This window comes from Marinobacter sp. BW6 (assembly GCF_008107725.1).
Lineage (GTDB): Bacteria > Pseudomonadota > Gammaproteobacteria > Pseudomonadales > Oleiphilaceae > Marinobacter.
In genome coordinates this window covers 165001-184161 of sequence record NZ_VIRN01000061.1, presented here as the reverse complement: position 1 = coordinate 184161, position 19161 = coordinate 165001, and the positions used below count along the sequence as shown (strand labels likewise).

Sequence of the window (19161 nt, the reverse complement as noted above, 5' to 3'; positions counted from 1 at the left end):
CTAATGCTTGATGCGGTTTGCCAGTTCCTGCGCCCGGGTTGCCATGGCCTCGAGTTCGGGCACGGTGCGCAGGTTGTTCTCAGCCACTTGGTGCATGGCCTCTGAGGTTTCAGCCACATCCGTGACATTGCGGTTGATGTCTTCACAGACACTGGTCTGCTCTTCGGCTGCGGTGGCTACTTGCGTTGTCGCATCATTGATGCTGCCCATCCGTCGGTTGATCTCCGCCAGGGTGGCACGCACCGCTTCAACCGCCTCACTGCTTTCCTGAGCCACAACGCCGGAGGCCTGCATGAATTCGGTGGCATCCCGCGAGGCCCCACTGATAGCACCGATAATCTGGTCGATCTCTACGGTTGCTTCCTGGGTTTTGGCTGCCAGATTGCGGACTTCATCGGCAACCACGGCAAAGCCGCGACCGGCGTCGCCTGCCCGGGCCGCCTCGATGGCGGCGTTCAGCGCCAGCAAGTTGGTCTGGTCCGCGATCTCCCGGATAACCTGCATGACGTCGCCGACCTTCTTACCATCACTGGCAAGCTGATTGACGATGTCGGCCGAGTTCCGGATCTGGTCGGTGAGCCGGCGCATGCTGTCTACCGCTTTGTTGATCTGCGAATCGGCCGTAGCGGTTTCATCCGACGTCTGACCGACTTCGGTGGCCACCGACGCTGCGTGACTGGCCACGTCTTCGGCGGTAGCGGACATTTCGTTCATGGCTGTGGCAATCTGTTCGATGCGCTGGTGGGCCAGGTCGGACTGGCTGACCACGCTATCGGCGTTCTGGCGGATCAACTCACCGGTATCGTTCAGTTGTCGGGCGTTCTCGCTCAGTTGGGTACCGGTATCGCCGAGGAAACGGTGCAGTCTTCGGGCGGCATCGGCGAGTTGCCCCAGTTCGTCAGCGCGTTGCATCGTGACCGGATCGGATAGGTCGCCTTCGCCCAGACGGGAGATCTGTGAGGTGAGTTTCTGCGCCGGCCGGACCACACCCGACAGCAGAATCATGATCAGGGCGATGGTGCCAAGGACGATGGCGGCGATCAGAAGACCTGCCACCATCCAGCTGCGCTCGGTGACCACCGTGTTCAGGGTTTCGGCCCTGGCAAGGCTGTCTTCCCGAACCGCGGTTGCGGCATCTTCAATCAGTCTGGCGGGCTCCCGGTCGATACCCTGTACCGCGGCATCGCCCGCGTTCGGATCAAAGCCGGAGCGGCTGAATGCCTTGAACCCTTCACGGTAGGCCCGTCCCATTGTCCGGTGGGCCTGTTTGAAATCAGACATCAGGGTTTTTGCCTCGGGCTCCTGGATGCGGGGAATCAGGTCATCAAGCTGACTCTGAATCGATGCCTCGCGTTCCTGGAACCGATTCCAGTATTTTTCCAGCTGATCCGGGTCTGATCCCCGGATGAGGACGTTTTTCCACTCCTGAACCTGTGTTTTGAAGTCAGAGAGCACATCCTGGGCTTCGAGCGCGCTGACCATCCTGGTGCTGACGAGATCATTGAAGTCATCTTTGACTTTCAGCGAGAAGTTCAGGTAAATGACAGCCACGGCAGCAACAATCAGGTTCGCTGTGAGGACAATCAGGAGAACCCGGTTAAGAATACTTTTGGAATACCAGCTCATTGATATTTCCCGAGAAGGTTGAGGGTGACAGATCTTGTGTGGCGGTTTTTAGTATGTGGTCATTGGTATGTCGGCATGACAACTAAAACCATGAGACTTTATTTTCATCAGTTTATGAATTTTTTGTGACAGGCGTGTGATGAGCAATCCTCTTAGGGTTCTATACCGGGACGATCACCTTCTTGTGGTCCACAAACCGGCGGGGCTGCTGGTTCACCGGAGCCCCATCGACAAACATGAAACCGAGTTTGCTCTGCAATATGCCCGGGCTCTTAACGGGGGGCAGCACGTTTATCCGGTGCACCGCCTGGACCGTCCGACCTCCGGTATCCTGGTGTTTGCCAGGGACAGCGATACGGCCCGCACGCTGGGTATGGCGATGATGGCCGGCGAGGTGGCAAAAACCTACCTGGCCATGGTGCGCGGCTGGCCGCCGGAGCAAGGGGGGATTGATTATCCCCTAAGAGAGGAACCGGAGGACCGACGCCTGAAGGGTGAGGAACAGCCGGTGCGGGACGCTCTCACTTACTACCGCACACTGGCGACTACCGAGATACCCGTAAAGATCGAAAAATACCCGAGCAGTCGCTACGCCGTTGTCGAATTGTGCCCGAAAACAGGTCGGAAGCATCAGCTACGCAGGCACATGAAGCATATCAACCACCCGATTATTGGCGATGCCAATCACGGACGGGGCCGACACAACCGTTATTTTGCCGAACGTTTCGGGCAGGGGCGTTTGATGCTGGCGGCCACGCGCATGGCCTTCCGGCACCCCGGTTCGGGTGAGTCAATGACAATCAATGCCTTACCCGAAGCGAGCTTTCTTGAGGTGTTGTCGGTATTTCCAGGGTTTGAGTTGACGGATCAACCAGTAAAATAGCGGCTGATAAATTCCGTGTACGGGAGCGGTTTGCTGTAACGGTATCCCTGAAGGTAGTCGCAGCCTTTTTCGAAAAGCCAGGCCTCATGGGCGCCAGTTTCTACCCCTTCCGCAACGACCGACAGGCCAAGCCCCCTGGCCAGACCAATGATTGATAGGGTAATGGCGCAATCGTCTTCATCATCCGGCAGATTTTTGATGAATGATCGATCGATCTTGATCCGGGAGAAGGGCAGGCTTTTGAGCCGGGACAGCGATGAGTAACCGGTGCCGAAATCATCAATGGCAAGCTCGGCGCCAGACTCCACCAGCTGTTCCAGAACCCGACCGATCACGCTGAAATCGCCCTGGATCGAGTCTTCCGTCACTTCAAACTGTAGGGCACTGACCGGCATATCCTGGTTATTGCAGATCTCCTTTACCAGCTCCGGCAATTCGGGGACCAATACCTGCTCGGCTGAGAGGTTGACGGAGATGGTAGGCAATGGAATGTTCCGGTCTCTTGCCCCACGCCAGTGTGCGCAGACGTTTTTGAGTACACAGGCTCCCAGTTCATACATGAGCCCGGCGCTGCGGGCCACGTCGAGAAATTCAATCGGAGAAAGCCAGCCGCGCTGCGGATGCTGCCAGCGAACCAGTGCCTCTGCGCTTTCCAGCTGTGTTCCCGTGCGGTCCATGATTGGCTGGTAGAAGACATCCAGGCCATTGGTTTTGAGGGTTTCCCGCAGTTCGTTTTCCAGCGCAAATCGGGAGCGCGCTGTCATCTGGATTTCCGAATCGAACAGGGTCGAACGGTCCCGGCCCTGCCTTTTGGCATGGTACATGGCGGCTTCGGCGCCTCGAAGAAGTTCCTCGGGTTCATGACAGTCACCGGGGAAGTGGCAGATGCCCATACTGGCACTGACGTTCAGGTCCTGGTCGGATACCCTGATCGGCTGGCGGATCCGGGTTTGGATTTCCTGGGTTACTTCATCAAGGAAGCTGGGCAGGGTGTAGTTGCGGATCACCAGAGCAAATTCGTCCCCTCCAATCCGGGCCAGAAAATCCTTGCCTGCCAACTGGATCTCTTTAAGCCGCTGGCCGATGTCGGCAATGACCTGATCGCCGGCTTGGGGGCCCAGGCCGTCGTTGATGGTTTTCAGGCGATCCACGTCGATCCAGAGCAGTGCCAGGCTGCCGGTGCCGCGACGTTTGATCTTGCCCACCAGATGCTCTATCCGGTCGCGGAGGGAGTCGATGTTGGCAAGACCGGTGAGGGAATCATAGTGGCGCACGTACTCCAGGGCGCGTTTGGATCTCAGCCACGCTTCGTGGGTATTGATCAGGCTGATGGTGTCAGCGATCGCAACAGCCAGTGAGATATCCGGGACAGACCACTCCCTGCATACATCCGACTCGAGGCAAATAACTCCGCTGAGTTGTTCGCCGTCGAAAATCGGCGCATCCAGCATGGAATGGATATTCTGAACAGACAAATAGTCGCTGGTGAATGAACGGGTGCGGATATCATTGCGGGCATCGTCCACGGCAATGACCCGTTCTTCCGTGATCGCGCGGAAGTATTCGGGGTGGTCCGAACGGTACAGGTTGAATTCTGCGCCATTGTCCGCCATGCAGCTATTGCGGTTGGGCTGCTGTTTGTCGTGCAGCCACTCGCAAGTGATTCGATCTCGTTCCGGAGGAAATAGCCAGACACTCGCTCGTTTTAGACTCAACAGGCGGGTACACAGCTCCATGAGGGCTGCCAGTTTCTGGGGGCGCGGCATCTCGATAAAGCTGGTGTTATGGCTCAACTCCATCAGTGCCTTGTGATGGGTCACAAGAACTTCACTGTCACGCATGGCCGGGCTCAATGAGTTGTCCCTTTAATTGAAATACGAACGGCCCTGGGTCTCGGTTTGCTATAGAGTTCAGGTGATCCCTGAGCTTCCTAAAGAATATGACATCTGTTTTTATAAGTGTCCAACTTCAGATGCTGTTGGCCGGTGTATTCGCTAAGTTGTGGTCTTCTTGGGTCGTGTTTTGCTGATAGAAATCGCATATCAGTGGCCAGGGATGCTCAGCTTCCAGGGTGTAGGCAATATTCAGGAGCGTGCGCTCACCTCCGTGACGCCCCATGAACTGGACGGCCACCGGCAGCTGATCGGGCGTGTGCCCCATGGGTATCGAAATTGCCGGTGCGCCAGTGGCATTGGCCAGCGGGGTGAAGCTGACATAGTGGCGCAGCCGCTCGAACAGGGTTTCGAAGGGCACATCGGGGCTGAGGTGGCCAAGGGTAGGTGTTGTATGGCCAAGCACAGGCGTGAGCACCGCATCAAAGCCGGCCATGGCGTGGGCGTAGTCGTGCCATGACCGTTTGAGCCGCCAGAGCGCGGTGGGCAGTCGCCAGAACTGTCGCCGGAACATCTTGTCCAGCCCGTTGGTCAGGCCGTCTGTCCGGTGCTTGTCGAAGTCCGGGTGGAGCAGTTTTCTGCCGTTGGCCCTGATGCCGAAGGCAAGCAGTGCCCAGTAGAGGGCGAAATCATCTGGGAAAGCGCTGTGCACCGGAACGGGAACAGGCTCGATGCGGTATCCCAGTTTTTCCAGTCTGAGCGCGGTTTCTTCGACAGTCTGGCGGGTGATGTCATCGGTTTTGTGGCCATTGATGGAGTCCAGTACCAGACCGATTCTCAGGGGTTGCCCCGACGGGCCCTCGATTTTGCCAACCGGCGGCAGCTTTGGATTCCGATAATAACTCTCGGCCTGGTCGAAGAAGTTGGCGGTATCCCGCACCGAGCGAGTCACCACGCCTTCACTGATAATGTTGATGGGCAGGGAAGCGGCTGCCTCGTTGTCTATCAACCGTCCTCTCGTGGGTTTCAGGCCTACCAGACCGCAGCAGGCGGCCGGAATGCGGATGGAGCCGCCGCCGTCATTGGCATGGGCAACAGGAACCACACCAGCGGCTACCAGCGCCGCTGAACCACCCGAGGAGGCGCCCGATGAATAGGCCAGATTCCACGGGTTGCGTGTAGCCGGCCCATGGGCAGGTTCAGTGGTAGCGTTGAATCCGAACTCCGGCAGGGTACTTTTGCCCAGACACAGGAAACCTTGGGCCAGCATTTGTCTGGCGAACGGGCTGGTATCGGCTGCCGTGGCCTCGGGCACCGCGAGGGAACCATGGCAAGTGGCCAGTCCTTCCACGTTGGTATTGTCTTTGACGTAGGTTGGAACGCCCCGGAACAAGGGTAGGGCAACGGTTTCCTCTGTCGCATCCAGTACTGAGGCTGTGTGGATGGCGTCGTTATAGTTCTCCGAGGCTACACCATGGATCAGAGGCTCGGCGGCTCGTGCCCGCGCGATGGCGGCCCGGGTAAGTTCTGTAATCGATATATCCCGGCGGCGGATTTTTTCGGCCAGTGCAGTGGCGTCATCCCGCCCCATAGCGTCGTTACGGAATACATGGCAAGACTGCGGGGCTTCAGGGATGGCCATAAAGAATCTCCGGGAAAATTATCCAAATACTCTAATTCATTTAAAAACGTGATGACATGTCATTTTAGGTAGGTTGGGGTTTGGCCGTTCGAAGTCCCGGCAAGGGCTCTTTTCACAGACCTTTACAGGTAATAAGCTGTTGGTCTTAATCCGTTGTAAGCGATCCCGATGGACTCTATTGAACTCCTTGTACGCCACTTTCTCGGCATTTTCTTCCTGATGATCGGTCTGCAGTTTGCTGGCCGAAGCCTCGGTCTTTATCAGCGTATGCATTTTTCGCACATCAACTATGGTGAGCGGGGAAGTGCGCCCTGGTGGCATCGACATATCTTCAATGTGTTTCGGGCGCTCATTCTGGGCATTTGCGTGGTGCGGATATTTGCGGACATAGATGGGGGGCTGGGGGTTTTTGATTCGCTCTATTTCTGGCCGGTTTTACTACTTGGCATGCTTTTACTGTTAGCCTCGTTCATTGCCGTGAATTACCTGCAGGCCTTCATGCATGACGACTGGCGCTCCGGCATTGACCCTCGCAAGGATCAGCGCAAGCTGCTAACACACGGGCCTTTCGGTCGCTCCCGAAACCCGGTGTTCCTGGCAGTGATGACAGGGCAGTTCGGGTTTTTCCTGGCCCTGCCCAGTGTGTTTTCCCTGGTGTGCCTGGTGGCAGGTGTGCTGGTGATTACCCGCCAGGCCCGTGAGGAAGAGAAGGCGTTGGCGATCAAATTCGGGGAAGATTTTGAGCGCTACCGGATGCGGGTGCCCCGCTGGTTCTGATCCGGTAACGCTATTGGGAGACAGGTCTTACGCGGACTTTTTCCGGGCTTCCTTGATTACATCGTAGGCATGACTGATTTCGCGGGTGCGTTCCTCCGCCATTTCCCTCATGCTCTCGGGTAATCCCCGGCCCGCGAGTTTATCCGGGTGGTTCTCGCTCATCAGCTTACGGTAGGCCTTCTTGAGCTCTTCATCACTGGCTGAAGGCGATACGCCAAGAACCTTGTAGGCATCGCTGATCTGATCCGCGGAGGAGGGCTGGCCACCGCCGGCCCGATTGGTATGGGCACCACGTAGCATGGCTTCCAGCTGGTCCACCTGGCTCTCCGGCAGCCCCAGTCCACGGGCGATTTTCACCAGCATTTCGTGTTCGGCCGGATGCACTTTGCCATCCGCAGCCACGGCCGATACCTGAACCTGCAGGAACATCTGCAGAAACGCCGGCTGGCGACCACTGGCCTGGAGGAACCGGTTCAGTTCGGCATCCAGATCGAAGTCTGGCTCCTTGCCCCGGTTGAAGGCGGCTTTGGCGTTCGCCTTCTGGTCTTCATTCAGGCGGAAGCGCACAAACATGGCTTCGGCCATCTGGATTTCATCCCTGGATATCACGCCGTCTGCCTTGCACAGGGCGCCCATCACCGCAAAGACCGAGTCAATAAAGCCCGACTGGATGCTCTGGAGCTTGCCAATCAGGCGGCGCTTGAGAAGGTTCAAGAGAAAGGCGCCAATCGCCGCACCTATCAGAAAGCCCGGGAATTTGCCAAAGGCGTAGCCAATCAGACCGCCAATTATGATTGCAAACAGCATTAATAAGTCCTTAACAGGAATGAATCAGCCCATAGAATATACGTGTTTTTCAGTCCGGCTTCATGAACAGGCTTTCATCGACCTTTTCAAACTTTTCGTAGCTTAGTACGTTGCCGCTTATTTGGTGGGGAAGACTTATGACTCAGGACCTGTTTGGTGATCAGCCACCAGAACAGACTACGGAGCATCTGATGGATGGCGCTGTGGTGCTGCGACAGTTCGCGCTCGCCGATGCTGAATCGCTCCTGGAAGATATTGGCATGGTTACGTCAGAGGCCCCTTTCAGGCACATGAGAACCCCCGGTGGCCACGCCATGTCTGCCGGCATGAGCTGTTGTGGGAAATTGGGCTGGGTTACCGATAGCCGAGGTTACCGGTATCAGGAGGAAGATCCGGAATCCGGCCGAGCGTGGCCTGCGATGCCAGCGGCTTTCCGGGAACTGGCCAGAAGCGCTGCCGAAACCGCAGGTTTTGAAGGGTTCGAGCCAGACGCCTGCCTGATCAACCGATACCAGCCGGGGGCAAAAATGGGGCTGCATCAGGATAAGGATGAGCAGGATTTTACTCAGCCGATCGTGTCGGTCTCACTCGGCTTGCCCATGGTGTTCCAGTTCGGTGGTCTGAAGCGCAGCGAGCGTCCCATTCGGGTGCCACTCGGGCATGGTGATGTCGTGGTTTGGGGTGGCCCCTCGCGGATGCGCTACCACGGTGTGTTGACCCTCAAGGCCGGTGAGCACCCGCTGACCGGCGGGTACCGTTACAACCTGACGTTCCGGCGTGCCAGGTAAGGCATTATTGCAGCCAGGCGACCAACAGCCCGGCTACCAGAGAGAGCACCATGGGGATACCGACCAGCAACCCGGTCTGGCGGTTGCCAACAAACCCGGCCAGCGCTGATTTCACCAAGTTGTTGGTGGCCGCAGCGATCACAATGCCGATCACGGCCGTGCCCATGGCCAGGTTGTTGTTGGACATCCGGGTCAGGGAGAGGGTGATGGCGTCTACATCCGCCACGCCCGAAGTTGCCGCAAGAGCGTAGATGCCGGCGTCGCCCAGCCAGTTTCCCAGAAACTCACCCAGCAGAAGGATGGCCGTCAGTAGCGCACCGAAAACCAGGGCCGAGGTAAGATCCAGCGGGTTCTGGTTGAGTGCTGGCTGACTGACTTCCAGTTGCCGATCGTTTTTTCTCCAGATAACGAGCGCCGGTGCATAGAGAAGGATGGTCATAATGACGACTGGCCAGATCAGGCTGGGCAGCAAATTCGGACTGATGACCAGACAATACACCAGAATACGCGGGAACATGGTGCCGCAGGCAATCAGGATCCCCGTGGCAAACTGGGCATTGAGCTGCGGATTTTTCGACGCCTGGCGGGCGAAATGCAGTGTGAGGGCGGTGGATGAGCTCAACCCGGCGAACAGGCTAGTAAACAGGATTCCCTTGCGGGTGCCGGCCACCCGTATGGCGAAATAGCCGACAAAGGAAATGGAGGCGATCATCACCACCATCCACCAGATTTCCCTGGGGTTCAGAACCCCGCCAGGGCCCATCTTTTCGTTTGGCAGCAGCGGCAGCATGACCACGGAAATCAGCAGCAGCTTGAGCGCGGCATCGAGCTCATGGTCCTTCAGTTTGTTGACCCAGCCGTGAATCTCTTGCTTGTTGTCCAGAATGATTGCCGTCACAACCGCCGCGGCGGTGGCGATGACCGGGTCTACTGCTACCGCTACTGCGCCGAAGCAGAAGGTCAGCACCATGCCAACCATGCCGGTGATGCTGAAGTTGCGGATATGCTCCAGCCGTTCGCTGTAGGCCACGATGGCCATGGCTACCACGCTGACCAACAGTACGGGAAACGCCCATTCGGTGATTTCCTGCGCCAACACCGCGGAGATCCCGCCAAGCAGGCCCACCAGAGCAAAGGTGCGTATGCCGGCAATCCGCTCACCGGATTTCTGTTCCCGGGCATCCCAGCCCCGCTGGAGGCCAATTATGGCGCCAAGGAGAAGCGCAACGGCGAGGTTCAGGGTGGTCTCATTTCCAGCCAGAAACTGGGAAGCAACGTCGTCCATGGGGGTGGTGCAAGCTCCTGTTAACCAATGAATGTTCTGATGATAGCAGTACAGACGAAGGGTCGTTAGGCGTCTAAGAAGATACCGCTAGCCACCTTACTTTCCTGTAAGGGGGCTGATAAGCTTCGCGACCTTTGAATTCGTAGCAAGCTGGAAACACGAAATTATGGTGAATTCCTTAAAAGCCAACTGGCTTTCAAACATTCGTGGCGATGTGCTCGCCGGCATTGTAGTGGCTCTGGCGTTGATTCCGGAAGCCATTGCTTTCTCCATCATTGCCGGTGTCGATCCCAAAGTGGGACTTTACGCCTCTTTCTGTATTGCCGTGATCATCGCCTTCGTGGGCGGGCGCCCGGGTATGATTTCCGCCGCAACAGCCGCCATGGCGGTACTCATGGTGACGCTCGTTAAAGAGCATGGCTTGCAGTATCTGCTGGCAGCGACCTTGATGACCGGTGTTCTGCAACTGGTTGCAGGCTACCTCAAGCTCGGCAGCCTGATGCGCTTCGTGTCACGCTCGGTGGTGACCGGTTTCGTGAACGCCCTCGCCATCCTCATTTTCATGGCCCAGTTGCCGGAGCTGACCAACGTTACCTGGCATGTTTACGCGATGACAGCCGCGGGCCTGGGTATTATCTATCTGTTTCCCTTGCTGCCCGTTGTGGGCAAGGTTCTGCCTTCGCCTCTGGTGTGTATCGTCGTTCTGACGGCAGTTGCCGTGGTTACCGGAATGGATATCCGGACAGTCGGCGATATGGGTGATCTTCCCGATACCCTGCCGGTGTTCCTGTGGCCGGACGTGCCGCTGAACCTCGAGACATTGATGATCATCCTGCCGTATTCCATTCCGCTGGCAATCGTGGGTCTTCTGGAATCCATGATGACAGCGACCATCGTGGACGACCTGACGGACACTACCAGTGACCGTAACCGTGAGTGTAAAGGGCAGGGCATTGCCAACATAGGCTCCGGCCTGATCGGTGGAATGGCCGGTTGTGCCATGATCGGCCAGTCTATTATCAACGTGAAGTCCGGCGGCCGGACCCGGCTTTCCACCCTCACGGCTGGTCTCTTCCTGCTGGTCATGGTGCTGCTATTGGACAGCGTGCTGGTCCAGATCCCCATGGCGGCCCTCGTAGCGGTGATGATCATGGTGTCGATTGGGACCTTCTCCTGGGATTCCATCCGCAATCTGCGTGAGCATCCGCTTTCCACCAACATCGTGATGCTGGTAACCGTTATTGTTGTAGTTGCCACCCATAACCTGGCCTTCGGTGTGCTGGCCGGCGTGCTGCTGGCGGCTTTGTTCTTTGCCAACAAGGTGGGCCACTACATGTTGGTGACCTCCGAGCTGGACGAAACCACTGATACCCGCACTTACCGGGTTGTCGGCCAGGTGTTCTTCAGCTCCTCGGAAAAATTCATGGAATCCTTTGATTTCAAGGAAGCAGTCGATAATGTGGTGATCGACCTGAGTCGCGCGCATTTCTGGGATATCACCGCAGTGGGTGCCCTGGACAAGGCCGTGATCAAGTTCCGCCGTGAAGGCTCGGAAGTTGAGGTGATCGGGCTGAATGAAGCCAGTGCCACAATCGTTGACCGCTTTGGTGTGCATGACAAGCCAGACGCCGTTGACCAGCTGATGGGGCACTGACATGACACAGACCAAGGAATCCAACAGTAATCGCAGCCAAAATAACAATCACAAGGATCACGAAGGCGAGGTTGAGATGTTACGAGTAGTTGCCTGTATTGATGGCTCGCAGGCCGCCCCGGCGGTATGCGACTACGCCGCCTGGGCCAGCAAGCATATGGAAACGCCGATGATGCTGCTGCACGTGCTTGATGAGGAGCGCTACCCGGCGGAGCCGGATCTCGCAGGAAGTATTGGCCTCGGCAGTCGTGAGCAGCTGCTTGAAGATCTGGCAGAGCTGGATCGCAAGCGCGCCAAGTTGGCCCTGGAGCACGGCCATCACATGCTGGACGAGGCACAGAAACGGGTCAGCGAAGCTGGTGTCGGAGAGGTGGTCCAGCGTCAGCGTCACGGCGACCTCACCGAGTCACTGTTGGCGCTGGAGAATCAGACCCGCCTGCTGGTGATGGGTCTGCACGGAGAGACCAGTTCCGAGCGTGACACCCACATTGGCAGCCAGCTGGAAACGGTGATTCGCAGCATGCACCGCCCGATTCTCCTGGTACCGGACGAGTATACCGAGCCCCGCAGCGCCATGCTCGCCTTTGATGGCAGCGCCACGGCATTCAAGGGCGTTGAATTACTGGCTGGCAGTCCCGTTCTGAAAGGTATGCCGTTGCATCTGGTGATGGTTGGACCGGATACCAATGACCGCTGGGAGCAGCTCAAGAAAGCCGAGAAAATGCTGGCAGGGCTGGAATCTGACATCACTGTGGCGATCCGCGCCGGTGATGTGGAGCCCACATTGCACGCTTACCAGGAAGAGCATGATATCGACATACTGGTTATGGGCGCCTACGGGCACTCCCGCATCCGCCAGTTCCTGGTGGGCAGTACCACTACCAGGATGCTTGAAACCGCCAGAAAGCCTCTGGTGGTGCTTCGCTAGGCTACTTCTTTGGACACTTCAGCCAGATAGGCCATCGCTGCGCGGTGGCCTTGCTGATACCCCAGGTCAAGCTTGTTCAGATCTGTCGTCAACCGGCTCACAGGAAAATCCTCCGGTGGCGCGATAATCCGAAGCCGGCAGTCGTCCGGCGGATTTCGAATGAATTCCAACGTCTCGTTGTATCTTTCGCCTCGATGGATTAGCGCCTTGGCAAGTCCCGGTTGCTCCCGAAACATACGCTTGGTGAGCGCCGGAAACGCCAACGGCTTTTTCTCGTAGCCCAGCGGCCGTGAAAGCACGACGGTGATATCCCGTGCACCTCGGCGATAGGCCTCCGCAACCGGAATGGAATCGGCAATTCCACCATCACTCATGGGCTCGTTGTCGACTCTCGGGTAGTCACGGTAGGCCAGGGGAATGGAGCAGGAGGCGGTGAGCACGTCGTGGATGTTCTGGTCGTCGACGGGAAAATACCGGGCCTCACCGGTCATCACCGAAGTGGTTGCCACCCAGAGTTTGGTGGTGCCAGACAAGTAGTGGTCCAGATCAAGTGGCACTTCCTGGTAGGACTGATGCCAGAGCCAGTGAACATCGCACAAATGCCCGCCCTGGAAGAAACGGCCCCAGTTAATAAACTCCGGCCGACAGGCATGGTCGGTAATCACTCTATGATTCCGGCCGTGATGGCCGCAGAGGTAACCAATCAGGTTGGTTGAGCCGGCGGAGACGCCCCAGGCTTCCGTGAAAGGCTGGTACCGCTTCTCGAGAAAGGCATCAAGTACACCCGCGGCGAAGATGCCGCGCATGGCGCCGCCCTCGACGACAAGGGCGTTACTAGCGGTGCCATTGATATTCTGGAGCATCCGTTCCCCCTGTCTGTCGTGTTCTCCGGCAAGGCCAATATATAGACACAGGTTACCAGTTCTAAGGCAGGATTGTGGAGTCGGATGAACTGTCAGGCGCTGTTGCCGGCGGCCACACCCGATGCCCATGCCCACTGGAAGTTATGGCCGCCAAGGTGGCCGGTTACGTCCACCACCTCACCTATAAAATACAGGTTTGGACGTTCCAGCACCGCCATGGTCTTGGATGAGAGCTGGCGCGTATCGACGCCACCAAGGGTGACCTCTGCCGTTCGGTAGCCTTCGGTTCCAGCTGGCTTGATCGACCATTGGCCCAGAACGTCGGCAACCTGTTCAATATCGCTGTTCTTGTAGCCTTGCAACGGGCCGGTCCAGCCGTTGAGTTCGTTAAAGGCCTGGGCAAACCGTTTTGGCAGGTGCTGGGCCAGGTAGTGCCCAACGGTGGATTGTGGCCGGGCTTTCCGCAGGTTCAAAAGGTCGTCCTTGATCTTGCAGGCTGGCAGCAGATTGATGGCCAGGCTGTCACCTGGCTCCCAGAAGCTGGAGATCTGGAGCATGGCCGGGCCACTGAGCCCGCGATGGGTGACCAGCATGGGCTCCCGGAAGTGTTGGTCATGGCATTGCACATCGACAGGGCAACTGACGCCGGACAAAGGCGCGAGCTGCTCTTTCAACTCCGGCTGCAGGGTAAAGGGCACCAGGCCCGCGCGGGTAGGAAGTATTTCCAGGCCGAACTGCTCGGCTACCCTGTAGCCAAATGCGGTGGCGCCCATAGTGGGAATCGACAGGCCCCCGGTTGCGATCACCAGAGATTCGCAGGTGAGATCGCCGGATCCGACGCGCAGGCAGTAGCCGGTGTCGGTCTCGGAAATGCGATCGACCGCTGTCTTCATTCTCACTTCCGCACCGGCCCACTCACATTCGGTCAGCAGCATGTTGAGGATGTCCTTGGCGCTGTCCTTGCAGAACAACTGGCCAGGGGCTTTCTCCTCATGCTCAATGCCATGGCGGTCGACCAGTTCCAGAAAATCCTGGGGCGTATAGCGCTTGAGTGCGGAAATGCAGTAGTGCGGGTTGTCCGACAGGAAGTTGGCGGGTGTGCTGTTCAGGTTGGTGAAGTTGCAGCGCCCGCCGCCGGACATCAGGATTTTTTTACCCGGCTTGTTGGCGTGATCCAGTACCAGCACCCTGCGGCCGCGATAGCCTGCGGTTGCCGCACACATCAGGCCCGCCGCGCCGGCGCCGAGGATGATTACGTCGTACTCTGATGCTGAAGCTGTCGCCATGCTACCCGCCGTTGGAAAGAAAACGGCGGGCAGTATACCAGTCTCAGGACAGGTAGACGGAGCCTTCCATGTAGAATGCAGCCTGGCCGGCGATGTCGACCCGGTCGCCTTTCAGTTCGCAGCGCAACACACCGCCCCGGGCTGAAACTTGCCGGGCGTCGAGCCGCGTCTTGCCCAGCTTTTCCGACCAGTAGGGCACCAGAACGCTGTGAATGGAGCCGGTAACCGGGTCTTCATCAATGCCCGCACCGGGGGCGAAATATCGGCTGACGAAATCGCAGTCTGTTCCGGGTGCGGTGATGATCAGCCCCTGGTTGCCCAGCAGTTTGAGTTTGCGCAGATCCGGTTGAGCAGACCGAACAGCGGTTTCATTTTCCAGAACCACCATGTAATTGGTGTCGTTTGGAACGAAGAATGCTGAATCAGGTGCACCTTCCAGGGCTTCCCGAATGAGTGCCGGCGTGGGCTGCTCCTCGAAGGCGAGATTCGGGAAATCCAGGACCAGCCAGCCATCATCGGTTTGCCGGACGGAGAGTGGGCCGCTTTTGGAGTGAAAGCGGATTTGCTCCTGCTTCCAGCCAAGCTTGTTGAAGATAACCCAGGCGCTGGCCAGGGTGGCATGACCGCACAGCGGCACCTCTGTGCCCGGAGTAAACCAGCGGATATGAAAATCGGCGTCCTCGTCGTCCGAAAGACGCACGAAAAAGGCCGTTTCGGAGAGGTTGTTCTCCATGGCAAGCGAGAGCATCACATTGTCTGGTAGCCATTGCTCCAGGGGCATGACCGCCGCCGGGTTGCCACCGAAAATCATGCTGGTAAATGCGTCAACCTGGTAGAGGGGCTGTGTCATGGTCTTTTCTCCTTTGGGTTATATCGCCTGATCTGAAAGCACCTTCCAGTGTTGAACTTATTGTAGGAAATGAACTGACTGCCATAACAGATTCAGATAACCTCATTTTGAACCGGTACAGAGTGTAGTTTTGGGGATCTGTGCCGGTCATATTCGACAGTATCTGTACTGCATGGAGAGTCGCAGCATCTGGTGCAATAGAGTGGTATCTCCCGAAGGGCAGGCAGACGAGGGACGTGGAATGGGCATTCTTTACAATCAGGTGGCGGATCAGCTTCAGGAGTTGATTCGAGACGGTGTCTACCGCGACGGTGATCGATTACCGGGCGTACGAATGCTGAGCCGGCAGTTCGGCGTGAGCATTTCGACGATCCTGCAAGCGCACCAGACACTGGAAGCCCGGGGCTTTCTGCAGGCCCGGGAGCGCAGTGGCCACTTCGTAAGGCTGCCGACCGTGGATGCCCCCGAGCCGGTCATGCGCCGGCACCGCAGCCGCCCGGTACCGGTGAGTGCCCGGGAAATGACCCTGGATCTTTGTGCTGACGAGCAGAAGCGCATGGTGCCGCTGGCCACGGCGATTCCCCACCCGGATTACCTGCCGCTCCGGCAGATCCAGCACAGCACGCTGTGGGCTGCACGACGGGGCCTGGAGACGCTGGACTATGCCTTTCCGGGCAAGGAATCGTTCCGGCGGCAGATCGCCCAGCGGATGGCGACCCTGGGGGTGCCGGTAACGCCGGATGACGTGCTCGCCACCAACGGTGCCCAGGAGGCGATCATTCTGGCGCTGCGGGCGGTGACCCAGCCCGGTGACATTGTGGCGGTGGAATCGCCGTCTTTTCCCGGCATTCTTCAGGCTCTGGAAGTGGTCGGGTTGAAGGTCATTGAAATCCCGACGCATCCCTCCGAGGGCTTGAGCCTCGAGGGCTTGCAGCTTGCACTGGAACAGTGGCCCCTGAAAGCCTGTGTGGTGGTGACCAATCACAGCAATCCCATGGGTGCGCGAATGTCCGACGAGCGCAAGAAGCAGCTGGTCTCCATGCTGGCGGCAGCCGCTGTTCCGCTGATCGAGGACGATATCTACGGGGATCTGCACCACGCCGGAGATCGGCCGCGCCCGGCCAAGGCCTTTGACCGGGCCGATAACGTGATTTACTGCAGCTCCTTTTCGAAAACCATTTCCCCGGGCCTGAGGCTTGGCTGGATGGTGCCCGGTCGTTACATGGCCAGTGCCCGGCAACACAAGTATTTCGTCAACCTGGCCACGTCTTCGATTCCCCAGATGGCGGTGGCGCATTTTCTGGAGCAGGGCGGTTACGATCGCTATCTCAGGTCAGCTCGTCAGCACTATCGTGAGTCCACCGAACGAATGCGCACAGCCGTGGCCCGGGCATTTCCTGAAGGTACGGCTGTGAGTCGACCCCAGGGCGGGTTCGTACTCTGGGTGCAGCTGCCGGACGGTGTCTCCGGCACAGAGGTTTACCAGAGGGCCAGGGCGGAGGACATCAACGTGGCTCCGGGGCTGATGTTTTCAACCGCCGATAAATACGAGAATTGCCTGAGACTGAACAGCGCCAATCCCTGGAGTCAGCGTATCGAGCAAGCCGTGCAAAGGCTTGGGGTCCTGGCGCATGATGTCCAGGCCGAGGCAGGCTAGGGACGTTCAGCTCTTTTCGCCACGCAGATCCAGCGGGTTGAGCAGCCCGGCGGCAATGGCTGTGCCGGTGACATCCGGCAGCCGATTCGCACCCAGGCGTTTCATCACCCGCGCCCTGTACAGATCAATCGTCTTTACACTGACATTCAACTGGTCGGCGATTTCCCGGCTGGTGTAGCCTTTGGCCAATGGCAGAAAAACGTCCCGCTCGCGCCGGGTGAGGGTTGCCAGCAGGGCTTCGGTTACCTCATCCCCGTATAGCTGTGTGTCGGACTGTTGGTGTTCCTGAAGGGCCTGTTGAACGCTGTCCAGTAGCAGCTGTTCGTTGAAAGGCTTTTCGATAAAATCGAAAGCGCCGGATTTGAACGCCCTGACCACGATGGGCACATCGGCATGGCCAGAGACAAATATGATGGGCAGGTCCAGGCCTCGTTTCTGAAGCTCCTCCTGGACGTTCAGGCCGCCGAGCCCAGGCATCCTCACATCCAGAACCACGCAGCCCGCCTGCTTGTTGCCGACGGCGTCTAAAAATTTCCGGCCGTCGCTGTAGGCTTCCACGTTCAGGCCGACCGATTCCAGCAACCATTGGGTGGATTCCAGCATTCCGGCGTCGTCGTCAACAACATAGACGGTGGTGGCTTCCGGGGCAGAGTGGTCACTCATCGGGCTGCTTCTCCGTATTTGCGGTTCTGTGCTTTTGGCTCTGGCTTGCCGGGAACCGGCAGATCAGGGACAGGCCACCGGTTGCGGCCGGACGGGCATCCAGGAAGCCACCAAAGCCTTCAATGATTGAACGACTCATGGACAGGCCAAGGCCCAGCCCCTGGGGCTTGCTGGTATAAAACGGCTGGAACATCTGGCGAATGCCCTGGTCGTCCAGGCCCGGGCCTTCATCGGTCACTTCAATCAGGGTTTCGTTCTGATCGTTGATGCAGGTGGCTATCACGATCTGCGAAGGTGCGTCCTGAGTTTCTTTGCCACGGGCCTCGATAGTGGCTTCAATGCCGTTGCGGATCAGATTGATCAACACCTGTTCCAGCAGCACCGGATCGGCGGTGATAACCGGCGCGCAGCAGGCCAGTCTCTCGCGGATCTGCACGTTGTTCTTCTCGGCCTCCCACTGACAAAGCCGGGCGACGTTGCCTACGACGTCGTTCAGTGCAAGCGGTGCGGTGCGTTTCTGGCCTTTACGCAAAAATGCCCGCAGGCGCTTGATCACTTCCGATGCGCGGTTGGCATGATGAACAATTTTCTGCAGGCCATCATCCACGCGATCCAGGCATTCAGGGTTGGTTCGCGCGCCTTTCAGGTAGCGCTGGCTGGCACTGGCGAAGTTCACAATGGTGGCCAGTGGCTGGTTCATTTCATGTGCGATGCTGGAGGCAAGCTCCCCGAGAGTGGCGAGCCTGGCGGTATGGGCAAGTTCGTCGGCCAGCCTGCGGTTGTTCTCCTCGGATTCCACGCGGGCGGTGATATCCCGAGATACACTGATGACCTCAATCACGGCGCCGGTGTAGGTTTCCCGGATGGCCCGGCTGGCAATCTCGAACCAGCGGCGGGATCCATCCCGGTGGATGATTTCGAGGGTCATGGTGGCGTAGCCGTCGTCCCGGAGCAGATTGCGGGTTTCTGCGAGTTTCTGGGTGACATGATTGCCGCGAAAGACCTCTTCAAGCGGCTTGCCCCGCAATTCTTCCGGCCAGTAGCCCAGCAACCGCCATGACGCGGGTGTGGCATCGATAAAGCGTCCGTCCGGAGCGTGGCGGGAAATGAGGTCGGTGGTGTTTTCAGTGATCAGCCGGTAAAGACGGTTGGAGCGGGTGGCCTCTTCCTGGGTCAGAACATCTTGCGTGGCGTCTCGTGCGCGAGCCAGAACCCTTGAGGTTCCAACATCCGGGATGAAAGTCCACATCAAGATGGTCTTGGCAAGATCCGAGGGGATCCGGGATTCTACGTTTTCAATAGCCCGGCTCTGCTCCAGGGAAGAGCTCACCAGTGCCTGGGCGTTGACTGGCAGGAGCTTTTCGGACGACGTCAGGCCGGCAACCTGGCACAGATCCCTGGCGGCAGGGTTCCCCTCCAGGACGGTGCCCGCCTCATCCAGAATCAATCCGGGTTGCGGGTCGGCGTCGTGCAAACTAAATACACTTGAAGGGGGAAAATCGTTCATGGCTTATAGGTATAGTATATTAACTATAATACGTTGGTGTAATTTCTAGTATTTATTCTATCAAATACTATTTTGGCCAGCCCGAAGTATAGCCAGTTTAGCGATATTCCTGA

16 protein-coding genes are annotated in these 19161 nt (G+C 58.0%); 6 read left to right on the top strand and 10 right to left on the bottom strand.

Features of this window, described 5'->3' with window-relative positions; genetic code table 11:
* The gene (locus FMN52_RS06495) at positions 1-1626 is read right to left on the bottom strand and encodes a methyl-accepting chemotaxis protein (protein ID WP_148607872.1); all 1626 of its coding nucleotides are present in this window, start codon (positions 1624-1626) and stop codon (positions 1-3) included.
* 139 nt (positions 1627-1765) lie between these two features.
* Here FMN52_RS06495 and FMN52_RS06490 point away from each other — a divergent pair, with 139 nt between their 5' ends.
* A complete protein-coding gene (locus FMN52_RS06490) occupies positions 1766-2509 on the top strand; it encodes a pseudouridine synthase (RefSeq protein WP_148607871.1) in 744 nt (247 codons plus the stop codon).
* Here FMN52_RS06490 and FMN52_RS06485 read toward each other — a convergent pair.
* Together FMN52_RS06485 and FMN52_RS06480 are read right to left on the bottom strand one after the other, a co-directional pair.
* Complete coding sequence (locus FMN52_RS06485) at positions 2494-4350, bottom strand: EAL domain-containing protein (protein WP_148607870.1); 1857 nt, start codon at positions 4348-4350, stop codon at positions 2494-2496. The genes FMN52_RS06490 and FMN52_RS06485 overlap by 16 nt on opposite strands.
* A gap of 127 nt (positions 4351-4477) precedes the next feature.
* Entirely contained in the window at positions 4478-5983 is a 1506-nt protein-coding gene (locus FMN52_RS06480) for an amidase (RefSeq protein WP_148607869.1), read from the bottom strand.
* 168 nt (positions 5984-6151) lie between these two features.
* Here FMN52_RS06480 and FMN52_RS06475 point away from each other — a divergent pair, with 168 nt between their 5' ends.
* Positions 6152-6760, top strand: a complete 609-nt coding sequence (locus tag FMN52_RS06475) for a methyltransferase (RefSeq protein ID WP_148607868.1) — start codon at positions 6152-6154, stop codon at positions 6758-6760.
* A gap of 27 nt (positions 6761-6787) precedes the next feature.
* Here the strand turns inward: FMN52_RS06475 and djlA are convergent, their stop codons facing one another.
* Positions 6788-7567: a co-chaperone DjlA gene (djlA, locus tag FMN52_RS06470; RefSeq protein ID WP_148607867.1), complete on the bottom strand. Its 780-nt coding sequence runs from the start codon at positions 7565-7567 to the stop codon at positions 6788-6790.
* Between the two features lie 137 nt (positions 7568-7704).
* Here djlA and alkB point away from each other — a divergent pair, with 137 nt between their 5' ends.
* Positions 7705-8355 carry a DNA oxidative demethylase AlkB gene (gene alkB / locus FMN52_RS06465; protein WP_148607866.1) on the top strand — a complete coding sequence of 217 codons (651 nt, stop codon included), beginning with the start codon at positions 7705-7707 and terminating at the stop codon, positions 8353-8355.
* A gap of 4 nt (positions 8356-8359) precedes the next feature.
* On the opposite strand, the gene FMN52_RS06460 is transcribed toward alkB, so the two are convergent.
* Positions 8360-9640 (bottom strand): MgtC/SapB family protein, encoded by a 1281-nt coding sequence (locus tag FMN52_RS06460; RefSeq protein ID WP_148607865.1) that lies wholly within the window; start codon positions 9638-9640, stop codon positions 8360-8362.
* 166 nt (positions 9641-9806) lie between these two features.
* On the opposite strand from FMN52_RS06460, the gene FMN52_RS06455 reads away from it, so the two are divergent.
* Together FMN52_RS06455 and FMN52_RS06450 are read left to right on the top strand one after the other, a co-directional pair.
* Positions 9807-11294, top strand: a complete 1488-nt coding sequence (locus tag FMN52_RS06455) for a SulP family inorganic anion transporter (protein ID WP_148607864.1) — start codon at positions 9807-9809, stop codon at positions 11292-11294.
* A 76-nt stretch (positions 11295-11370) separates the two neighbouring features.
* Positions 11371-12222, top strand: a complete 852-nt coding sequence (locus FMN52_RS06450; protein ID WP_240339425.1) for a universal stress protein — start codon at positions 11371-11373, stop codon at positions 12220-12222.
* On the opposite strand, the gene FMN52_RS06445 is transcribed toward FMN52_RS06450, so the two are convergent.
* The 3 genes from FMN52_RS06445 to FMN52_RS06435 all read right to left on the bottom strand — a co-directional run bounded on the left by FMN52_RS06445 (position 12219) and on the right by FMN52_RS06435 (position 15221).
* The gene (locus FMN52_RS06445) at positions 12219-13085 is read right to left on the bottom strand and encodes a patatin family protein (RefSeq protein WP_148607862.1); all 867 of its coding nucleotides are present in this window, start codon (positions 13083-13085) and stop codon (positions 12219-12221) included. The genes FMN52_RS06450 and FMN52_RS06445 overlap by 4 nt on opposite strands.
* 92 nt (positions 13086-13177) lie before the next feature.
* Entirely contained in the window at positions 13178-14371 is a 1194-nt protein-coding gene (locus FMN52_RS06440) for an NAD(P)/FAD-dependent oxidoreductase (RefSeq protein ID WP_148607861.1), read from the bottom strand.
* Positions 14372-14414: 43 nt separating this feature from the next.
* The gene (locus FMN52_RS06435; RefSeq protein ID WP_148607860.1) at positions 14415-15221 is read right to left on the bottom strand and encodes a PhzF family phenazine biosynthesis protein; all 807 of its coding nucleotides are present in this window, start codon (positions 15219-15221) and stop codon (positions 14415-14417) included.
* 241 nt (positions 15222-15462) lie between these two features.
* Here FMN52_RS06435 and FMN52_RS06430 point away from each other — a divergent pair, with 241 nt between their 5' ends.
* Positions 15463-16878 carry a PLP-dependent aminotransferase family protein gene (locus FMN52_RS06430; RefSeq protein WP_148607859.1) on the top strand — a complete coding sequence of 472 codons (1416 nt, stop codon included), beginning with the start codon at positions 15463-15465 and terminating at the stop codon, positions 16876-16878.
* Positions 16879-16884: 6 nt separating this feature from the next.
* Here FMN52_RS06430 and FMN52_RS06425 read toward each other — a convergent pair whose 3' ends face one another.
* Together FMN52_RS06425 and FMN52_RS06420 are read right to left on the bottom strand one after the other, a co-directional pair.
* Positions 16885-17541 carry a response regulator gene (locus FMN52_RS06425; RefSeq protein WP_148607858.1) on the bottom strand — a complete coding sequence of 219 codons (657 nt, stop codon included), beginning with the start codon at positions 17539-17541 and terminating at the stop codon, positions 16885-16887.
* Positions 17534-19048 carry a PAS domain S-box protein gene (locus FMN52_RS06420; protein ID WP_148607857.1) on the bottom strand — a complete coding sequence of 505 codons (1515 nt, stop codon included), beginning with the start codon at positions 19046-19048 and terminating at the stop codon, positions 17534-17536. Before FMN52_RS06420 ends, FMN52_RS06425 begins: the two co-directional genes overlap by 8 nt.
* Positions 19049-19161 lie beyond the last annotated feature (113 nt).

Bases quoted from the DNA above. Each gene is read 5' to 3' on its own strand.
- FMN52_RS06495 (WP_148607872.1), bottom strand. From the start codon at position 1,626: ATGAGCTGGTATTCCAAAAGTATTCTTAACCGGGTTCTCCTGATTGTC.
- FMN52_RS06490 (WP_148607871.1), top strand. From the start codon at position 1,766: ATGAGCAATCCTCTTAGGGTTCTATACCGGGACGATCACCTTCTTGTG.
- FMN52_RS06485 (WP_148607870.1), bottom strand. From the start codon at position 4,350: ATGCGTGACAGTGAAGTTCTTGTGACCCATCACAAGGCACTGATGGAG.
- FMN52_RS06480 (WP_148607869.1), bottom strand. From the start codon at position 5,983: ATGGCCATCCCTGAAGCCCCGCAGTCTTGCCATGTATTCCGTAACGAC.
- FMN52_RS06475 (WP_148607868.1), top strand. From the start codon at position 6,152: ATGGACTCTATTGAACTCCTTGTACGCCACTTTCTCGGCATTTTCTTC.
- djlA (WP_148607867.1), bottom strand. From the start codon at position 7,567: ATGCTGTTTGCAATCATAATTGGCGGTCTGATTGGCTACGCCTTTGGC.
- alkB (WP_148607866.1), top strand. From the start codon at position 7,705: ATGACTCAGGACCTGTTTGGTGATCAGCCACCAGAACAGACTACGGAG.
- FMN52_RS06460 (WP_148607865.1), bottom strand. From the start codon at position 9,640: ATGGACGACGTTGCTTCCCAGTTTCTGGCTGGAAATGAGACCACCCTG.
- FMN52_RS06455 (WP_148607864.1), top strand. From the start codon at position 9,807: ATGGTGAATTCCTTAAAAGCCAACTGGCTTTCAAACATTCGTGGCGAT.
- FMN52_RS06450 (WP_240339425.1), top strand. From the start codon at position 11,371: ATGTTACGAGTAGTTGCCTGTATTGATGGCTCGCAGGCCGCCCCGGCG.
- FMN52_RS06445 (WP_148607862.1), bottom strand. From the start codon at position 13,085: ATGCTCCAGAATATCAATGGCACCGCTAGTAACGCCCTTGTCGTCGAG.
- FMN52_RS06440 (WP_148607861.1), bottom strand. From the start codon at position 14,371: ATGGCGACAGCTTCAGCATCAGAGTACGACGTAATCATCCTCGGCGCC.
- FMN52_RS06435 (WP_148607860.1), bottom strand. From the start codon at position 15,221: ATGACACAGCCCCTCTACCAGGTTGACGCATTTACCAGCATGATTTTC.
- FMN52_RS06430 (WP_148607859.1), top strand. From the start codon at position 15,463: ATGGGCATTCTTTACAATCAGGTGGCGGATCAGCTTCAGGAGTTGATT.
- FMN52_RS06425 (WP_148607858.1), bottom strand. From the start codon at position 17,541: ATGAGTGACCACTCTGCCCCGGAAGCCACCACCGTCTATGTTGTTGAC.
- FMN52_RS06420 (WP_148607857.1), bottom strand. From the start codon at position 19,048: ATGAACGATTTTCCCCCTTCAAGTGTATTTAGTTTGCACGACGCCGAC.